The organism is Staphylococcus pragensis (assembly GCF_004785665.1).
GTDB classification, from domain to species: Bacteria; Bacillota; Bacilli; order Staphylococcales; family Staphylococcaceae; genus Staphylococcus; species Staphylococcus pragensis.
On sequence record NZ_SRPJ01000001.1, the window covers coordinates 298,703 to 318,569 of the forward strand.

General features: G+C 34.1%; 16 protein-coding genes. 12 read left to right on the top strand and 4 right to left on the bottom strand.

The window, feature by feature from the left end:
* Positions 1 to 73: 73 nt before the first annotated feature.
* On the top strand, positions 74 to 475 hold the full coding sequence (locus E2558_RS01515; protein WP_126565228.1) for a YisL family protein: 402 nt from the start codon (positions 74 to 76) through the stop codon (positions 473 to 475).
* Positions 476 to 557: 82 nt separating this feature from the next.
* Here the strand turns inward: E2558_RS01515 and E2558_RS01520 are convergent, their stop codons facing one another.
* Complete coding sequence (locus E2558_RS01520; RefSeq protein ID WP_126565229.1) at positions 558 to 1,883, bottom strand: CoA-disulfide reductase; 1,326 nt, start codon at positions 1,881 to 1,883, stop codon at positions 558 to 560.
* Between the two features lie 81 nt (positions 1,884 to 1,964).
* On the bottom strand, positions 1,965 to 2,789 hold the full coding sequence (locus tag E2558_RS01525) for a Cof-type HAD-IIB family hydrolase (RefSeq protein ID WP_126565230.1): 825 nt from the start codon (positions 2,787 to 2,789) through the stop codon (positions 1,965 to 1,967).
* A 120-nt stretch (positions 2,790 to 2,909) separates the two neighbouring features.
* Between E2558_RS01525 and E2558_RS01530 the strand changes: the two genes are divergently transcribed.
* From E2558_RS01530 to clpB, 3 genes are all read left to right on the top strand, one after another.
* Positions 2,910 to 3,218 (top strand): metal-sulfur cluster assembly factor, encoded by a 309-nt coding sequence (locus E2558_RS01530; RefSeq protein WP_033079770.1) that lies wholly within the window; start codon positions 2,910 to 2,912, stop codon positions 3,216 to 3,218.
* 491 nt (positions 3,219 to 3,709) lie between these two features.
* Positions 3,710 to 5,533, top strand: a complete 1,824-nt coding sequence (locus E2558_RS01535) for an acyltransferase family protein (RefSeq protein WP_126565231.1) — start codon at positions 3,710 to 3,712, stop codon at positions 5,531 to 5,533.
* A 330-nt stretch (positions 5,534 to 5,863) separates the two neighbouring features.
* Positions 5,864 to 8,473, top strand: a complete 2,610-nt coding sequence (gene clpB, locus E2558_RS01540) for an ATP-dependent chaperone ClpB (protein WP_126565232.1) — start codon at positions 5,864 to 5,866, stop codon at positions 8,471 to 8,473.
* A gap of 230 nt (positions 8,474 to 8,703) precedes the next feature.
* Here the strand turns inward: clpB and E2558_RS01545 are convergent, their stop codons facing one another.
* Complete coding sequence (locus E2558_RS01545; RefSeq protein WP_126565233.1) at positions 8,704 to 8,904, bottom strand: YjzD family protein; 201 nt, start codon at positions 8,902 to 8,904, stop codon at positions 8,704 to 8,706.
* A gap of 234 nt (positions 8,905 to 9,138) precedes the next feature.
* Here E2558_RS01545 and E2558_RS01550 point away from each other — a divergent pair, with 234 nt between their 5' ends.
* Together E2558_RS01550 and fabF are read left to right on the top strand one after the other, a co-directional pair.
* A complete protein-coding gene (locus E2558_RS01550; RefSeq protein ID WP_126565234.1) occupies positions 9,139 to 10,080 on the top strand; it encodes a beta-ketoacyl-ACP synthase III in 942 nt (313 codons plus the stop codon).
* Positions 10,081 to 10,093: 13 nt separating this feature from the next.
* A complete protein-coding gene (gene fabF / locus E2558_RS01555; protein WP_126565235.1) occupies positions 10,094 to 11,338 on the top strand; it encodes a beta-ketoacyl-ACP synthase II in 1,245 nt (414 codons plus the stop codon).
* Positions 11,339 to 11,600: 262 nt separating this feature from the next.
* On the opposite strand, the gene E2558_RS01560 is transcribed toward fabF, so the two are convergent.
* The gene (locus E2558_RS01560; protein ID WP_126565236.1) at positions 11,601 to 11,978 is read right to left on the bottom strand and encodes a DUF3899 domain-containing protein; all 378 of its coding nucleotides are present in this window, start codon (positions 11,976 to 11,978) and stop codon (positions 11,601 to 11,603) included.
* A 246-nt stretch (positions 11,979 to 12,224) separates the two neighbouring features.
* Here E2558_RS01560 and opp3b point away from each other — a divergent pair, with 246 nt between their 5' ends.
* The 6 genes from opp3b (at position 12,225) to opp4A (ending at position 19,843) form a co-directional block, all read left to right on the top strand.
* Entirely contained in the window at positions 12,225 to 13,151 is a 927-nt protein-coding gene (gene opp3b, locus E2558_RS01565) for an oligopeptide ABC transporter permease (RefSeq protein WP_126565237.1), read from the top strand.
* Positions 13,151 to 14,218 carry an oligopeptide ABC transporter permease gene (gene opp3C / locus E2558_RS01570; RefSeq protein ID WP_126565238.1) on the top strand — a complete coding sequence of 356 codons (1,068 nt, stop codon included), beginning with the start codon at positions 13,151 to 13,153 and terminating at the stop codon, positions 14,216 to 14,218. Before opp3b ends, opp3C begins: the two co-directional genes overlap by 1 nt.
* Before the next feature lie 17 nt (positions 14,219 to 14,235).
* A complete protein-coding gene (locus E2558_RS01575) occupies positions 14,236 to 15,318 on the top strand; it encodes an ABC transporter ATP-binding protein (protein WP_126565239.1) in 1,083 nt (360 codons plus the stop codon).
* A complete protein-coding gene (locus E2558_RS01580) occupies positions 15,308 to 16,252 on the top strand; it encodes an ABC transporter ATP-binding protein (RefSeq protein WP_126565240.1) in 945 nt (314 codons plus the stop codon). Before E2558_RS01575 ends, E2558_RS01580 begins: the two co-directional genes overlap by 11 nt.
* 27 nt (positions 16,253 to 16,279) lie before the next feature.
* The gene (locus E2558_RS01585) at positions 16,280 to 17,950 is read left to right on the top strand and encodes a peptide ABC transporter substrate-binding protein (protein WP_126565241.1); all 1,671 of its coding nucleotides are present in this window, start codon (positions 16,280 to 16,282) and stop codon (positions 17,948 to 17,950) included.
* Positions 17,951 to 18,130: 180 nt separating this feature from the next.
* Positions 18,131 to 19,843 carry an oligopeptide ABC transporter substrate-binding protein gene (gene opp4A / locus E2558_RS01590; protein WP_126565242.1) on the top strand — a complete coding sequence of 571 codons (1,713 nt, stop codon included), beginning with the start codon at positions 18,131 to 18,133 and terminating at the stop codon, positions 19,841 to 19,843.
* Positions 19,844 to 19,867 lie beyond the last annotated feature (24 nt).

Below are 19,867 nucleotides of genomic sequence, written 5' to 3' on the forward strand. Positions count from 1 at the left end.
TTATAAGAATTTTAATAATATATGTTATGATATTAAGGTGAAAGTAATAATAAGTATGGGGGAGGAATTTGTCTTGTTACATATGCATATTGTAAGTTGGGTACTAACAATTGTATTGTATGTTATTGCATTTTTACATATTTCTAAAAAGCAAGGCCCTACACCAATGTTTAAACCATTACAAATGGCATTAAGAGTATTTATGTTGTTTACATTATTCTCAGGCTTCTGGCTTTTAATTCAAGAGTTCATGGCAGCGAGTCATGGCGGTGGTGGCAATCATATGTTACTAACGTTAAAAATGCTTTGTGGTCTTGGCGTCGTAGCTTTAATGGAAGTTTCGATTGCTAAAAGAAAAAAAGGCCAAGCAAGTCATGGTTTATTCTGGTCAACAATAGTGCTAATCATTATTACAATGGCATTAGGCGTTATTTTACCATGGGGACCTATAACTAAAATGTTTGGTTTAGGATAGATTTTAAAATTAATAATATAAAAACTCGAAGTCACTTGATAGGAATTACTAGGAATACTATCTCGTGTCTTCGAGTTTTGTTTTATTTAATATCGCGAGCTTGATAACCAATCATATTGATTAAATCTTTGGGATGACTATATGGTGGCGCATATGCTACTTCAAATTCTGTAAGTTCATCGACAGTAACGCCTGTCATCATGGCCATAGATAATACATCTATACGTTTATCAGCGCCTTTCTTGCCTACAGCAGCTACACGTAATAATTGTCTATTCTCTTTATTAAAATAGACACGTAAGTGCAAATCGCTATTACCTGGGTAATAACCAGCGTGAGCCCCACCTTTTAATTCAACCATTTCATAATTAAAATGATCTAATTCTGAAGGTTTCACTCCAACGCTAGCGAAGGTATAGTTGAAAAATTTCACAATATTAGAGCCGAGATAACCTTTGAACGTCACCTTGTTATTACCAGCGAGTTGTTCCGCAATAATACTTGCGCCACGATGTGCACCCCATGCTAATGGCACTTGCGCTGATAAGTCTACGTGACGATAATGAGACGTAATAGCATCGCCTAATGCATAAATATTAGGAATATTCGTTTCAAATTTATCATTCACCGGAATAAATCCTTTGTCGTCCAACTTAATATTTGATGAGTTCAAGAACTTAGTATTAGGGTGTGTTCCTACGCCTTCAATGATTAAATCGTAATCCTCTTTTCGTCCAGATTTGAATGTTACCGTTTTTCCTTCAATTGTTTCAATTTCTTCATTTAAGCGATAGGCAATATTGTTGGACTCAAGTTCATCAAAAATAGGTTGATTCATATCTTGATCCATTAATTTGTTTACCTGTTCAGAGCGATGAATCAGTGTCACATCTAATCCACGATGATGCAAATTCTCAACTACTTCTAAAGAAATATAACCTGCACCAACAACTAATGCCTTCTTAGCTTGGTGTTGTTCAATATAGTCGTCGATTGCATCAGTATCTTCCATGTTACGCAATGTGAATATCATGTCACTATCGAATCCTAGGTGATTTGCGCTTGCACCAGGACTTAAAACTAACTTGTCATATGATTCCTCAAATGTTTCGCCTGTTTGATGATTTAATACACGCACAGTTTGCGATTTATCATCTACACTAATTACTTCATGATACGTTTTTACAGTTATGTTTTTCTTATCTTTAAATGTTTCAGGTGTAATAGGTAAGACTTTTTTGCGTTCAGTTATAACATTACCGATGTAGTAAGGTAAACCACAATTCGCGAAACTCATATCGCGGTCCTTTTCAAAAATAATAATGTCACTTTCTTTGTCTAGTCGACGAATCTGGCTAGCACACGTTGCGCCTCCAGCTACAGCGCCGATAACAATAATCTTAGTCATATATAAACCTCCATTATCTATATCATAAAAAGAGTGAGGCAAAATTTAATGATTAAATTCTGTCTCACTTATCATCAACATTTATCCTTTATAAGGCATATTTAGGTCAAAGAAATCATTGAGATAACGTCCAATCCCATCTTCATTATTAGAATGCGTAATATGGTTAGCGATATGTTTTAATTCATCTAAACCGTTATCCATAGCGATACCATATTTAGCATACTTAATCATTTCGATATCATTATCTTCATCACCGAAAGCGATAATACGAGATGGGTCAATGTTTAAATAGTCTTTCACATGATCGATGCCACGTGCTTTACTTATACCACGTTTCACGATTTCAATAACAGGAAATGGTGCTCCCCAACGACGATGTTCAATATTCTCAGCATAGAAGCGCGTTAGCATTTGTTTGATACGTGGAATATTGACTTCCTCCGCCTCAACTAGAATAGAAGTAGGGGGTTCATCTAATTCTTCTAATAAATTACCCGTTTGGATTTTAGGATTTCCCATTGAAAAGCCTTCAAATAAACGTGGGTCATGATTATTAATAAATACATGATCTCGAACTTCAGCGATAATATTCGTCACATTCGCTTTCTGAAGTGCTTCAATCATGTTACGAGATAAATCAACATCTAACACTTCATGTGTCGTTTCAAAATCATCAGCTTTAGGATGATGGACATAGGCACCGTTAAAATTAACGATAGGTGTATCCATATTAAGTTCATGATAGTAAATTTGACTCGCACGATAAGGACGGCCAGTCGCAATCATGATACGGTGTCCCTGCTTCTTCAATGTTGTCAAAACTTGTTTTGTATATGAACTGATTTCTTTATTATCATTTAATAATGTTCCATCTAAGTCTAAACAAATTAAATAAGGTTCCATAAATTTCTCCTTGAGTAACATATCATCAAATTTCTTGTTTAGTAGTATCATAGCATTTTATTGGCGTTTTGTCGGATATTTGATATATTAAGGGAAAGATAATATTGAGAGGTGATACTAATGGAAGAAGCATTAAAAGATAGTATCCTTGGTGCACTTGAAATGGTAATTGACCCTGAATTAGGTATTGATATCGTTAATTTAGGTTTAGTATATAAAGTGAATGTTGATGACGACGGTCTATGTACAGTCGAAATGACATTAACATCAATGGGTTGTCCACTTGGACCACAAATTATTGAACAAATTAAAACTGTATTAGCTGAAATTCCTGAAATTCAAGATACAGAAGTGAATATCGTTTGGAACCCACCATGGAATAAAGATATGATGTCTAGATACGCTAAGATTGCCTTAGGCGTGAGCTAGATTTGGTGCTGAAGCAATAGTACACATAAACGTTGTACTATTGTTTTTTATTTTCTTTAAAAGGCAGTACCAAATAACAGACAAATGAATAAAATAAATATCAGTTTCAAAAAGAAACAATGTTAACAGAATGACATTATTGTAATATAAATTGAATTTGTTTATAGGTTATACTACAATACATAGGACTTATATCATAAGTGATACATAAAGAAAGTTATATTTAGTAAATTTTTAAGAAATATATTTATAATGTAATAAGCTAGTCGAGAACTTAATTTAAAGAACATACAGTATTATATCGTGCATTGAAGTTCAGGCACCTCAGTATAAAACACGACAATCATACACATTGATATTTGAAAACTTAGAGTAACTCATATTCACTTATGTTGATGATCATCGGCTTACGTTTTATCCTAACTTGCAGTGCTTTTAAATGTAATGAATTTATATGAAATTTATTATTTTACAGGGAAAGAATGTGAACAATGAAACTAGAGTTAAACAAAAGTAAGCATCGTAAGACTAAAATGCGCTACATGCCTGGGTTAGATGGTTTAAGAGCAATCGCTGTTATTGGTATTATTATTTACCATCTAAATCGACAATGGCTTAAAGGCGGCTTTTTAGGTGTAGATACATTCTTTGTAATTTCTGGTTACTTGATTACAAGTTTACTATTAAAAGAATACGAAGAAACTGGCATTATTAATCTTAGACAGTTCTGGACGCGACGTATTAAACGTTTACTTCCTGCTGTTTTAGCACTTTTACTTGTGGTAGGATTAGCTACATTAATATTTGAACCGCAACAAATTGTTCGAGTGAAACATGATATGTTAGCCGCATTATTTTATGTTTCAAACTGGTGGTACATTGCAAAAGATGTAAACTACTTTGAACAATTTTCATTTATGCCGCTTAAACACTTATGGTCTTTAGCTATTGAAGAACAATTTTATTTATTTTTCCCATTCGTGTTAGTCATTTTATTATTAACGATTAAAAAGTATAGAAATGTTACATTGATATTTTGGATTGTATCGCTAATCTCACTATTAGCAATGGTGATCATTTCACAACCAAATGTAGGATATTCTCGTGTTTACTTCGGTACAGACACGCGTTTACAAACATTGTTACTTGGTGTGATATTAGCGTTTATGTGGCCACCTTTTAAATTAAAAGCGAATCCACCAGCTGTTTTACAACGAACAATTGATGGCGTGGGTATCGCCGGTTTGGTCATGTTAATTATATTATTCTTTACAGTAAGCGATAATAGTTCATGGATATATAATGGAGGATTCTACCTCATCTCAGGCATGACATTATTTATTATTGCAAGCGTGGTTCATCCCACTTCAATATTAGCAAGGATACTTAGTCATCCAGTCCTCGTTTATATTGGTAAACGGTCTTATAGTTTATATTTATGGCACTTTGCGGTTATCAGTTTCGTACATATTCACTATACGGATGGGCAAATTCCAGCTTATGTCTATATTATTGATGTTATCTTAACTGCTCTATTCGCTGAATTGTCTTATCGTTATGTAGAAACGCCAGTTAGAAGAGAAGGGGTTAAAGCTTTCTCATTCAATCGTTTACGACGACCTAAGTTTATTAGAACTATCGTTACAATAGTGTTAACTATTCCATTACTGTTGATATTTGCCGGTGCTTTTGATCGTTTTGGAAAAGATGAAATAGCGGATAAAGCAAATTCATTTAATACGAATGAAACGGACAAATATTTAGTAAGAATGATGCCAGGAGAAAATATTAAACTTGATGGTTCATCGACTAAGAGTAAGAAAAAAGCCCAAGTTTATACAAATATTAGCCCAGTATTAATTGGGGACTCTGTAATGGTTGATATTGGAGAAACATTCAAATCTCAAGTTCCAAAAGCTACGATTGACGGTAAAGTTGGACGCCATTTACAAGAGGCATTAACCGTGGCTAATAGCTATACCAATTATAATAAACCTTCCGATCAGGTTGTTTTAGAACTCGGTACAAATGGTGACTTTACTAAGGAAGAGCTTGATCAATTGATTAGTAAATTTGGTAAAGCGCAAATTTACTTAGTTAATACACGCGTACCAAGAGATTGGCAAGACAATGTTAATAAACAATTAGCTGATGCAGCTAAAACACATAAGAATGTTACCTTAGTCGATTGGTATAAACGTTCAGAAGGACATTCAGAATACTTTGCTTCAGACGGTGTTCACTTAGAAAATAGTGGTGTTGAAGCATTATCTGATGAAATTCTTAAAGCAATTAAGAAAAATACAAAAAATTAATAATAGTGACAGACCAGTAGAGTGAAACGACTCATTGAACTGGTCTGTTTTTTGTTTTCATTTATTTAGACAAAGTTTGACTATTAGACTGTGAAGGTAAAAAATTTGATGTTTATTTGTGAGCACAATGTGATAAAACATGAAGTGAAAGATAATAATGAAAACACGTGAGATCAGTATTGGCGCGCATTTTCAAAAAATAAAAAAAGTTGAGTATAAATGTTGCTTAATAGTCAAAGAAGGTCTATAATGTAATTAAGGTCAAAGAAAGTCAAAGTCAAACAGAAGTATTTGACCTTGCTCTTATTAAATAAGTAGGGGTGAATAAATTTGGATATTAATCAAATGACATATGCAATTCAAGGCGCACTACAAAAAGCGGTTGAATTGAGTAAAGAAAATGAATTACAAAATATTGAAATTGAAGCTATATTAAAAGGAACTTTAGAAGAAACTGATAGCTTATTTAAAAGTATATTAGAACGCGCAAATATAGATACAGATAAATTAAATCAAGCGTATACAAATAAATTAAAAAATTATCCTTCAGTACAAGGAGATAACATTCAATATGGACAATATATCGGTTCAAAGGCAAATGAGTTATTAAATAAAGCTGAATCGTATATGAAAGAATATGAAGATGAATATATCTCAATGGAACATATCTTACGTGCTGCAATGGATATTGATGACATCACTAAACAATTTGTAGGTAATAAAGAAGAAGTAGTGAAAGAAATTATTACTAAAGTTAGAGGGGGAAATCATGTGACTTCACAAAATCCAGAAGTAAATTATGAAGCTTTAGAGAAATATGGTCGTGACTTAGTAGAAGAAGTACGCCAAGGTAAAATGGACCCTGTCATTGGTAGAGATGAAGAAATTCGTAATACAATTCGAATCTTAAGCCGTAAAACAAAAAATAATCCTGTGTTAATCGGTGAACCAGGGGTAGGTAAAACTGCGATTGTTGAAGGTTTAGCGCAACGTATTGTAAGAAAAGATGTGCCTGAATCTTTATTAGACAAAACCATCTTTGAATTAGACTTAAGTGCCTTAGTTGCTGGTGCGAAATTTAGAGGTGAATTCGAAGAACGTCTTAAAGCAGTGCTTAAAGAAGTGAAAGAATCTGACGGACGTATCATCTTATTCATCGACGAAATCCACATGTTAGTTGGTGCAGGTAAAACTGACGGCGCAATGGATGCCGGCAACATGTTGAAACCGATGTTAGCACGTGGTGAATTACATTGTATTGGTGCTACTACTTTAAATGAATATAGAGAATATATTGAAAAAGACTCTGCATTAGAACGTCGTTTCCAAAAAGTAGGCGTAAGTGAACCAGATGTTGAAGACACTATTTCAATCTTACGTGGTTTGAAAGAACGTTACGAAGTGTATCATGGGGTACGAATTCAAGACCGTGCCTTAGTAGCGGCAGCTGAATTATCAGATCGTTATATTACTGATAGATTCTTACCAGACAAAGCGATTGACTTAGTCGACCAAGCTTGTGCAACAATTCGTACTGAAATGGGTTCAAACCCAACTGAACTAGACCAAGTTAACCGTCGTGTAATGCAACTAGAAATTGAAGAAAGTGCATTGAAAAATGAATCTGACAATGCAAGTAAACATCGTTTAGAAGAGTTACAAGAAGAACTTTCTAATGAAAAAGAAAAACAAGCTGCTTTACAATCTCGTGTTGAACAAGAAAAAGAAAAAATTGCGAAAGTACAAGAAAAACGTGCTGAATTAGACCGTAGCCGTCAAGCGTTAGAAGACGCACAAACTGAAAGTAACTACGAAAAAGCAGCTGAATTACAATATGGCACAATTCCTCAATTAGAAAAAGAATTGAAAGAGTTTGAAGAAGCATATCAAGATGAACAAGGCGACAGTGAACGTATGATTCGTGAAGTTGTTTCTGACGAAGAGATCGGCGACATTGTTAGTCAATGGACTGGTATTCCAGTATCTAAATTAGTTGAAACTGAAAGAGAGAAATTATTAAGCTTAGGCGATATCTTACACGAGCGTGTTGTGGGTCAAGATAAAGCCGTAGACTTAGTATCTGATGCAGTAGTTAGAGCACGTGCAGGTATTAAAGACCCTAACAGACCAATTGGTAGTTTCCTATTCTTAGGACCAACTGGTGTGGGTAAAACTGAATTGGCTAAATCACTTGCGGCTTCATTATTCGATTCTGAAAAACATATGATTCGAATTGATATGAGTGAGTATATGGAGAAACACTCAGTTTCTAGATTAATTGGTGCTCCTCCAGGCTATGTAGGTCATGATGAAGGCGGTCAATTAACTGAAGCGGTAAGACGTAATCCTTATTCAGTTATCTTGCTAGATGAAGTTGAAAAAGCACATAGTGATGTATTCAACGTGTTACTTCAAATCTTAGACGAAGGTCGTTTAACTGATTCTAAAGGACGTAGCGTGGACTTTAAAAACACTATCATTATTATGACTAGTAACATTGGTTCACAAGTATTACTTGAAAACGTTAAAGATAGTGGTGAAATTACTGAAGACACTGAAAAAGCTGTAATGGATAGCTTACATGCCTTCTTTAAACCTGAAATCTTAAACCGTATGGATGATATCGTATTGTTCAAACCATTATCTATTAACGATATGAGTATGATTGTTGATAAAATTTTAACTCAATTAAACATTCGCTTAATGGATCAACGTATTTCAATTGAAGTATCTGATGATGCTAAAAAATGGTTAGGCGAAGAAGCATATGAACCACAATTTGGTGCAAGACCATTGAAACGATTTGTACAACGTCAAATTGAAACGCCATTAGCACGTATGATGATTAAAGAAAGTTTACCAGAAGGTACTGTAGTGAATGTCGGTTTAGATGACAATCACGAATTAACTTTCGATGTACAAAAACCTGAAAATGAATAATGAGTTATGAAGAGTAACCTAGGAAGTGTGATCGCACTTTCTAGGTTTTTTATTTTGTGGATGACTCCAATGTATTTCTGCATATTGTGGGGTTCGCTTGCCTAAAGCATAGCTTAAGCCAATGATGTTGGTAAGGATAAGTAATTTATTTATAAAGTAAATGAAAAATACGGTTAATGGAACATTAGAAGTTACATCAACCGTATTTTTGAACTATTTAATAAGTGTTATTAAATATGTCTATTACCTTTACGGGCATAATCATTTGGTTTAATCATTGCGCCTAAGATAGCAATCATAATTGTAATGAATACTGCTAAAATGACTGGTGTAATAAAGTTTAAAGGGCCACCGCCGTTTAAACTGTTTAACACGAAGTTAACCATTTGCATTAAGATTAACGCCCAGATAAATGTGATGAGGTGTTTCATACAAATGACCTCCAAAATTTATATACTTTTATTTTAATGTAAAGCGAATTGTTTGTATAGTGGTAGTAGAGTAAGTGTTAAAATTTATTCTAAAATTTATGACGTGCTATATTATTGTTTCATTTTCCTAAAAAGAAAAGAAAGACTAAAAAAGTATAACTACTTGAGTTGAGAAGAAAAAATGTGTTAAATTAATACCTGGTATTAAAAAACGAAGTAAGAAGGTGTACGTTCATGAACGTAGGTATAAAAGGTTTCGGTGCTTATGCACCTGATAAAGTGGTAGATAACGCCTATTTCGAAGGATTTCTAGATACATCAGATGAATGGATTTCAAAAATGACAGGCATTAAAGAAAGACGTTGGGCAAGTGAAGACCAAGATACGTCAGATTTAGCTTACGAAGCGAGTAAAAAAGCTATTGCAGATGCAGGCATTGAACCTAATGATATAGATATGATTATTGTTGCGACTGCGACTGGAGATATGCCATTCCCATCAGTAGCAAATATGTTACAAGAGAAATTAGGTACAGGCAAAGTGCCAACAATGGACCAATTGGCAGCATGTTCAGGCTTTATGTATTCAATGATTACTGCGAAACAATATGTACAATCTGGTGACTATAAAAATATTTTAGTTGTTGGTGCAGATAAATTATCTAAGATTACTGATTTAACTGATCGCTCTACAGCAGTATTATTCGGTGATGGCGCTGGTGCGGTAGTTATCGGTGAAGTATCTGAAGGACGAGGCATCATCAGTTACGAAATGGGATCTGATGGCTCAGGTGGAAAATACTTATACTTAAACAAAGATACTGGTAAACTAGTAATGAACGGACGTGAAGTGTTCAAATTCGCAGTTAGAATTATGGGCAATGCGTCTACACGTGTCGTAGAAAAAGCTGGTTTACAATCTGAAGATATTGATATGTTTGTTCCGCATCAAGCGAACATCAGAATTATGGAATCAGCACGCGAAAGATTGGGTATAGAAAGAGAAAAGATGAGTGTTTCTGTTAATCGATTTGGTAACACTTCTGCAGCTTCAATACCTTTAAGTATTCAACAAGAATTAGAAAATGGAAGAATTAAAGACGATGATACTTTAGTATTAGTAGGTTTCGGTGGTGGCCTAACTTGGGGCGCTATGGTTATCAAATGGGGTAAATAGGAGGAAATAATGTATGACTGAGAATAAAAGAGTTGTGATTACAGGCATGGGTGCATTATCACCTATCGGAAACGATGCCCATTCAAGTTGGGAGAATGCTTTAAAAGGTGTCAACGGTATTGATACAATTACACGCGTTGACACTGAAGATTATAATGTTCATTTAGCAGGAGAACTTAAAGACTTCAATATTGAAGACCATATGGAGAAGAAAGAAGCACGCCGTATGGACCGTTTTACGCAATATGCAGTAGTAGCTGCGCGCCAAGCAGTTGAAGATGCAAAGTTAACAATTAACGATGACAACGCGAATCGTATTGGTGTGTGGATTGGTTCAGGTATTGGTGGTATGGAAACATTTGAAGTTGCACATACGACTTTACAAAAGAAAGGCCCAAGAAGAGTAAGTCCTTTCTTCGTGCCAATGCTTATTCCTGATATGGCGACTGGCCAAGTGTCAATTGATTTAGGTGCAAAAGGACCAAATGGTTCTACTGTGACTGCATGTGCAACAGGTACAAACTCAATTGGCGAAGCATTTAAAATCATCCAACGTGGTGACGCAGATGCAATGGTAACAGGCGGTACAGAAGCGCCTATTACACACATGGCATTAGCAGGATTTAGTGCGAGTCGTGCTTTATCAACAAATGATGATAAAGAAACAGCTTGCCGTCCTTTCCAAGAAGGCCGTGATGGTTTCGTAATGGGTGAAGGTGCTGGTATCTTAGTTATTGAATCATTAGAATCAGCACAAGCCCGTGGTGCAGAAATTTATGCTGAAATTGTTGGCTATGGTTCAACAGGAGATGCATATCACATCACTGCACCAGCGCCAGAAGGTGAAGGTGGTTCTCGCGCTATGCAAGCCGCGTTAGATGATGCAGGCATTGAAGCGAAAGATGTTCAATACTTAAATGCCCACGGTACAAGTACACCAGTAGGCGATATGTACGAAATTCAAGCGATTAAGAACACATTTGGCGATGCTGCGAAAAACTTGAAAGTAAGCTCAACTAAGTCTATGACTGGCCACTTATTAGGGGCTACAGGCGGACTTGAAGCTATCTTCTCAGCATTATCTATTCGCGATTCTAAAGTTGCGCCAACTATTCATGCTAATACGCCAGATCCAGAATGTGACTTAGATATCGTTCCAAATGAAGCACAAGACTTAGATATTACTTATGCTATGAGTAACAGCCTTGGCTTTGGTGGACACAACGCCGTATTAGTATTTAAGAAATTCGAAGCTTAAATAAATTATTTTTGAAAATGAAGGGAGCAGGACAGAAATTAAAATAATTTCGTTGTATCCCCAGCTTGCTTTGTTTGTAGACTTTCTTTTTCGAAAGTCTTTGTGCTGGGGCCCCGCTCCCCGGCAAGGATGACTAGATTTGAAAAAAGCTTGATTTAAGCGCATTTTCAAATCAGTCAACTACTGCCATAATGTTAATGAAGGCTGAGACATTTTATTTTGTCTCAGCCTTTCTTTTGTGTTGTGTGGAAAGGAAAAACATTTATAAAGCTAAAGAAATCATAATTGTAAAAATAAAATAAACAACATTACTCATTAAGGCAGGCCCTACCCATGTAGAAACAAAATAAGTCTCTTTCTTAGCATGTTGAGGATTAAAAAATTCATCATGTTCCATAGTCTTTTTTTTAGCGCGTGAAGAAAGTTGATAACGAATTCTTCTAAACCCATAACTCGTCGTATCAAAAATGCCTTCTTGAACAAGCAAAATGAGAAATATGATGATAAATATAATAAGAGATATGTAAAACAGGGTATTGATATATGAAATAAATGAATGATTAGTAAAAACAAGCCACAGTATTCCAGATAAAATGGGAGTAAGTAGTAACCATATTATCCAATTCTTTAAATCCCTCATAATGATACCTCCAGTGACGATTTAATTTATTTTAACTTACTCATAAAATAATATAAATACAGAATTTTAAAAATAATTTTAATCAAACATATGTGTTTATTAAAGATTGCAAAAAATTACACTTTTATTAATAAAATGTAAAATAATATTGCAAATGTATGAAAGTTGTATATATAATATTACTAAATATTTCTGAAAATTTTGAAGGGAATGTTAATTTTGAAAATTTAAAAAGGGGGATGCTTGATGACTAGGTATATATTGAAACGTTTAGGTTACATGTTTTTATCGCTATTCATTATTATTACAATCACATTTTTCTTAATGAAATTAATGCCTGGTTCACCATTTAATGATGCGAAATTAAGTGCTGAACAAAAGGAAATACTTAATGAAAAGTATGGCTTAAATGATCCAGTGGCAGTGCAATATCTTCATTATTTAAAAAATGTTGTCACAGGGGATTTTGGATATTCATTCCAATATCATAATCAACCGGTATGGGAGCTTATTAGACCGAGATTGATTCCATCAATGGAAATGGGTATTACCGCTATGGTGATTGGGGTTATTTTAGGTTTAATCCTAGGCGTAGCGGCAGCAACGAAACAAAATACTTGGGTGGACTATACAACAACTGTCATTTCAGTTATTGCTGTATCCGTACCTTCATTCGTATTAGCAGTACTTTTACAATATGTGTTTGCAGTACGATTACGCTGGTTCCCAGTAGCAGGGTGGGAAGGATTTTCAACAGCAGTCTTACCTTCATTAGCATTATCTGCAGGGGTAATGGCTACAGTAGCAAGGTATATTCGAGCAGAAATGATTGAAGTATTAAGTTCAGATTACATATTATTAGCAAGAGCAAAAGGGAACTCTTCTATGAGAGTATTGTTTGGGCACGCATTGAGAAATGCATTAATACCAATTATTACCATTCTTGTACCAATGTTAGCGGGGATACTAACAGGTACATTAACGATTGAGAATATTTTTGGTGTGCCAGGTTTAGGGGACCAATTTGTTAGATCGATTACCACAAATGATTTCTCAGTAATTATGGCTACAACACTATTATTCAGTACGCTATTTATAGTATCTATCTTTCTTGTTGATATCTTATATGGCGTGATTGATCCACGTATCCGTGTTCAAGGAGGTAAAAAATAATGGCAGATAAAAATTTTGAAAAAACGTTTGATGATCATTCAAATGCAGCTATGACACATACCTCTGAAGGTGCGGTATCTACTGGTTTTGTATTAAGAGAGCTAGATTTAAATAAAGAACCAGAAATGCAACGTGAAAGTAGAAACTTCTGGCAAGATGCTTGGACGCAACTTAAGAGAAATAAATTAGCATTAGTAGGGATGATTGGTCTTATTCTTATTATACTAATGGCGCTTGTTGGTCCACTGATGAGTAAACATGATTATGCAGAACAAAATGTTCAATATCGTAATTTACCAGCCAAGATTCCTGTATTAGATAAAATACACTTTTTACCTTTTGATGGTACAGGAAGCGATGGGAAAAACGCTTATAAGGAAGTAGGCGCAAAAGATAATTACTGGTTTGGTACAGACCAACTCGGGCGTGATTTATGGTCTAGAACATGGAAAGGCGCACAAATATCATTAATTATCGGTGTAGTTGCTGCACTACTAGATATCTTTATTGGGGTTGTTTACGGGGCTATATCTGGTTTCTTTGGAGGCCGAGTAGATAATATCATGCAACGTATTTTAGAAATTATTGCTTCAATTCCAAACCTTATTGTAGTTATTCTATTCGTACTTATCTTCGAACCTTCAATTTGGACAATTATTCTAGCTATGTCTATCACAGGATGGTTAGGAATGAGTAGGGTCGTTCGTGGTGAGTTCTTAAAATTAAAAAACCAAGAATTTGTTATGGCATCAAAAACATTAGGTGCGTCAAAATTTAACTTAATTTTTAAACACATTTTACCTAATACATTAGGGGCTATTGTAGTAACATCTATGTTTACTGTACCAAGTGCGATTTTCTTCGAAGCATTTTTAAGCTTTATTGGAATTGGTGTTCCTGCACCAAAAACATCACTTGGTTCATTAGTAAATGATGGACGTGCAATGTTATTAATTCATCCACATGAATTATTTATTCCAGCAACAATTTTAAGTTTATTAATCTTATTTTTCTATCTATTTAGTGATGGTTTACGCGATGCATTTGACCCTAAAATGCGTAAATAATAAAGGAGGCACACGTTATGTCAGAAAGAGTATTAGAAGTCAACGACTTGCATGTTTCCTTTGACATTACTGCTGGGGAAGTGCAAGCGGTTAGAGGCGTAGATTTTTATTTAAATAAAGGGGAAACATTAGCTATTGTAGGTGAATCAGGTTCAGGTAAGTCTGTGACTACAAAAGCAATTACAAAGCTATTCCAAGGAGATGCGGGTCGTATTAAAAAAGGTTCAATTGATTTTCTTGGAGAAGATTTAGCAAGTAAATCTGAGAAAGAATTAATTAAATTACGCGGAAAAGATGTCTCAATGATATTCCAAGATCCAATGACATCACTTAATCCAACGATGCAAATTGGGAAGCAAGTCATGGAACCTTTAATTAAGCATCGTAATTATAGTAAAGCAGAAGCAAAAAAACGAGCATTGGAAATTTTAAACTTAGTTGGATTACCAAATGCTGAAAAACGTTTTAAAGCATATCCACATCAATTTTCAGGTGGTCAAAGACAAAGAATTGTTATCGCAACGGCTTTAGCATGTGAACCTAAAGTATTAATTGCAGATGAACCAACAACAGCATTGGATGTAACAATGCAGGCGCAAATTTTAGATTTAATGAAAGATTTGCAGAAAAAGATTGATACTTCAATCATCTTTATTACGCATGACTTAGGTGTAGTAGCGAATATTGCTGATAGAGTAGCAGTAATGTATGGAGGACAAATGATTGAAACAGGGGATGTAGACGAAATTTTCTATGACCCTAAACATCCATATACTTGGGGACTTTTATCATCTATGCCAGATTTAACAACAAGTAATGAAACTGAATTAATCGCAATTCCAGGTACACCACCTGATTTATTACACCCACCTAAAGGAGATGCTTTTGCAAGAAGAAGTCAGTATGCATTAGATATTGACTTCAAAGAAGAAGCACCTTGGTTCAAAGTATCACCGACTCACTTTGTAAAATCATGGTTATTAGATGAGCGTGCACCTAAAGTAGAGCCGCCAACAATGGTTAAACAGAAACAACGTCCTATGCCTAATAATTATGACAAACCACGTCAAGTAGAAAGGGTGTCGTTCAATGAGGAATAATAAAGAGACTTTATTACAAATAAAAAATTTAAAACAATACTTCAACGAAGGTAAGCGCAACGAAGTTAGAGCCATTGAAGACATCTCTTTCGACATCTATAAAGGGGAAACATTAGGATTAGTGGGAGAATCTGGATGTGGTAAATCAACGACAGGAAAAGCAATTATTAAACTGAATGACATTACTAGTGGAGAAATCTTATACGATGGTCAAGACATTCAAAAGATTTCTAAACGTAAAGATTTATTAAAATTTAATAAAAAAATTCAGATGATCTTCCAAGACCCTTATGCTTCATTAAATCCTAGACTTAAAGTGATGGACATTGTCGCAGAAGGTATTGATATTCATAAACTGGCAAGTAGTAAAAAAGACCGTAAACGCCGTGTTTACGACTTGCTTGAAACGGTAGGTTTAAGCAAAGAACATGCGAATAGATACCCACACGAATTTTCTGGTGGACAACGTCAACGTATTGGAATTGCGCGTGCATTAGCAGTAGAACCTGAATTCATTATTGCCGATGAGCCTATTTCAGCTCTAGACGTATCTATTCAAGCTCAAGTAGTTAATTTAATGTTGAAACTTCAGAGAGAAAGAGGCATTACATTCTTATTTATTGCCCATGATTTATCAATGGTTAAATATATTTCTGACCGCATTGCAGTCATGCATTTTGGGAAAATTGTCGAATTAGGTTCAGCTGACGAAATCTATTATCATCCATTACATGATTATACGAAATCATTGTTATCAGCGATTCCTCAACCTGACCCAGATAGCGAAAGAACGCGTAAACGTGTAGCGTATCAAGAAGATGAATCTAAGAATTCAGAGCGAAGACTTCAAGAAATTAGACCAGACCATTATGTATTTGTGACGGATGAAGAAGCGGCTCAATTAAAACAAGAACATCAAGCGCAAAGCGTTTAATAATAGGGGAAGGAGGATGAATTTACTATGAAAAAGATTAACTTTAAACTGATTTTAGGATTAATTGTTATGTTGCTCATTTTAAGTGCATGTAGTAAAAGTGGGGGACTATATGACGATAAAGGACAAACCTATCGTATAGCGACATCTTCAGATATTAATACTCTTGATTCAACATTAGCTACGGATACTGTATCGTTTACGATTTATAATCAAGTTTTTGAAGGTTTATATACACTTAATGGTAAAGATGAAGCGGTGCCAGGAGTAGCCAAAAGTGAACCTAAAAAAACGAACGGTGGAAAAACTTGGACAATTAAATTGCGTAAGGATGCAAAATGGTCTAATGGAGATCCTGTAACGGCTCATGACTTTGTATTTGCATGGCGTAAAGCAGTTGATCCAGCAACAGCTTCTGAATATGCTTACATAATGTATGATATTAAAAATGCAGAAGATATTAACTTAAATAAACATGATAAAAAGCCTAAGGATTTAGGGGTTAAAGCTTTAGATGATTACACATTACAAATTGACTTAACAAAGCCAATTCCTTATTTTAAACAAATGTTAGCCTTTGGTACATTTATGCCACAGAATGAAAAAGTAGTTAAGAAATATGGTAAATCATATGGTACAACTGCCGATAAAACAGTTTATAACGGTCCATTTAAAATTAAGAAATGGGCAGTTGAAGATAAAATTATGCTAACTAAAAATAATGATTATTGGGATAAAAAATCAGTTAAATTAGATAGAGTTAATTACAAAATATTAAAAGACACGCAAGCAGGAGCTTCTCTGTATGAAACAGGTTCAGTAGACGTTGCTGGTATTACATCAGAACAAGTAGATAAATATAAAGATAGTCCGGCATTATTCAAACGTCTATTAGCTTCTACATTCTTTTTAAAAATGAATGAAAAACAACAACCAGAATTTAAAAATAAAGATATGCGATATGCGATAGCACAAGCAGTTAATAAAAAAGATTACGTCAATGAAGTTCTTGGTACAGGAGCCAAACCGTTTGATGGATTTACAGCTAAAAAGACAGCTAAAACGCCTGATGGCAAAGATTATGCAGATACTGTAAAATCACCATTAAAATATAATCCAAAAGAAGCGAAAGAACATTTAGAAAAAGCTAAAAAGGCTTTAGGTAAAGATAAATTTACGTTCACATTAAATACTGAAGACACACCAGATTCTAAAATTTCTGCAGAATTTATTAAATCTCAAATTGAAAAAAACTTACCAGGAGTAACGGTTAAAGTTAAACAATTACCATTCAAACAAAGAGTTCAAGCAGAATTAACAATGAATTATTCTATGTCATTATCAGGATGGGGGCCAGACTATCCAGACCCTATCACATTCTTAGATACTATGACTACGGGTAATGCTCAAAACAATACTGGATGGGGCAGTAAAGAGTATGATAACTTATTGAAAAAAGCCAATGGCGAATTATTACAAAACCCTAAAGAACGCTTTGCAACAATGCGCGAAGCGGAAGAATTATTCTTAAATGATGCGCCAGTAGCGCCAATTTATCAAAAAGGTGGAGCTTCTCTGAAAAATCCTCAAGTTAAAGGTATTGAATATCACCAAATTGGTGGCGATTATTCATTAAAACATGCGTATATTGATAAATCTATTGATCGTAAAACTGGTGAGAAAAAAGAAAAAAATTAAATAATTTTAAAATTAGCCTTGAATACTTATTGTATTCAAGGTTTTTCTTATTTATAACATTAATATTTGGAAATTTATAAATATATAATTTTCTGAAAATTCTATAAAATAAGTTGTCTTTTTAAATTTTAGTAGTAAAATGAAACAAACAGCATAGAATCTACAGGAGGATTGATATTAGTGAAAGTCATTGGTAAATACCTAGTTCTTTTATTAGTAGCAGTATTAGTATTGAGTGCATGTGGAAAAGGAAAACAAGATGATAGTTCAAAGGATGTATCTAAAACTGAAACATCTAATCATAAGGGTGGGGAATTAAATGTCGGTTTAAATGCCGCACCTTCAGGAACACTATCATCAGTGCTGAGTTCTGATGCTTCGGATTCAGCAGTTGAAGCTTACTTCAATGAATCATTAATTAAACTGGATAAAAATATGAAACCTAAACCATTTATTGCTTCATGGAAAGATATTGATCCAGGTAAGAAGATTAAATTTTCAATTAAAAAAGGCATTAAATGGCAAGATGGTAATGAGTTCAAAATTGATGACTGGATTTATACTTTAAATGTTTTAGCAGATAAAGATTATCAAGGTAGTTATTTCCCTATCGTTGAAAACATCGAAGGTGCTAAAGAAAAACATGAAGGTAAAGCGGATACGATTAGTGGATTGAAAAAATTAGATGACTATTCTATGGAAGTTACTTTTAAAGAGAAGAAAGTAAACTATCTTGAAGGCTTGTTTGCTGGTCCATTATTAAGTAAGAAATATTTAAGCGATGTAGCAGTTAAAGATTTAGCGAAATCAGATAAAATCAGAAAACATCCAATTGGTATTGGACCTTATAAAGTGACAAAAGTAGTTCAAGGTGAAGCAGTTCAATTAGAGAAATTTAATGATTATTGGCAAGGTAAACCAAGTTTAGACAAAATTAATTTAAAAGTTATTGATCAAACACAAATTGTAAAAGCTATGAAAAATGGCGAAATTGATATGACTGATTCTACTACAGGTAGTATCGCTAAAGAAGCTAAAAAATCTGGAGAAGGTAAACTTAAAGTCTTATCATCACCTGGTACTGATTACTCAATAATTGGTTTCGTTTCTCATGATTATGATAAAGAAAAGAATAAAACTGGCGCTGAGCGTCCTAAATATAAAGAAAAAGAACTTAGACAAGCAATGTTATATGCAATTGATAGAAAAAAATGGATTAAAGCATTTTACCAAGGTTATGGTAAAGAGTTAAATAGCTTTATTCCATCTATCCATTGGATTGCAGCTGATCAAAAAGACTTAAATAATTATAGTTATGATCCTGAAAAAGCTAAAAAAATGTTAGATAAATTAGGATATAAAGATAGAAATGGAGATGGCTTCAGAGAAGATCCTAATGGTAAACCATTTGAAATTAATTTAAAACATTATTCTGGTTCAAACCCTACATTCGAACCTAGAACTGCAGCGATTAAAGACTTCTGGGAAAAAGTAGGACTAAAAACAAATGTGAAAATGGTTGAGTTTGGTAAATATAACGATGACTTAGCTAGTGCTTCTAAAGATATGGAAGTTTATTTCAGAACATGGACTGGCGGCTCTGACCCAGACCCTTCTGATTTATATCACACTGACAGACCACAAAACGAAATGCGTACTACTGATAAAACATCAGATAAATTGTTAGATGATGCATTAGATTTCAATAAAGTTGGAAATAACGATAAAAAACGTAAAGAAATTTATTTAGAATGGCAAAAACATACTAATGAAGTTCTTCCAGCATTACCAATTGTTCAATTAGATACTATTACAGTAGTCAATGATAAAGTGAGAAATGTTGATATCTCAATTGGCTCAGATAAGGATTTATATCAAATAACTAAAGAATAAAAGATGAACCTCGACTTTAGTCGA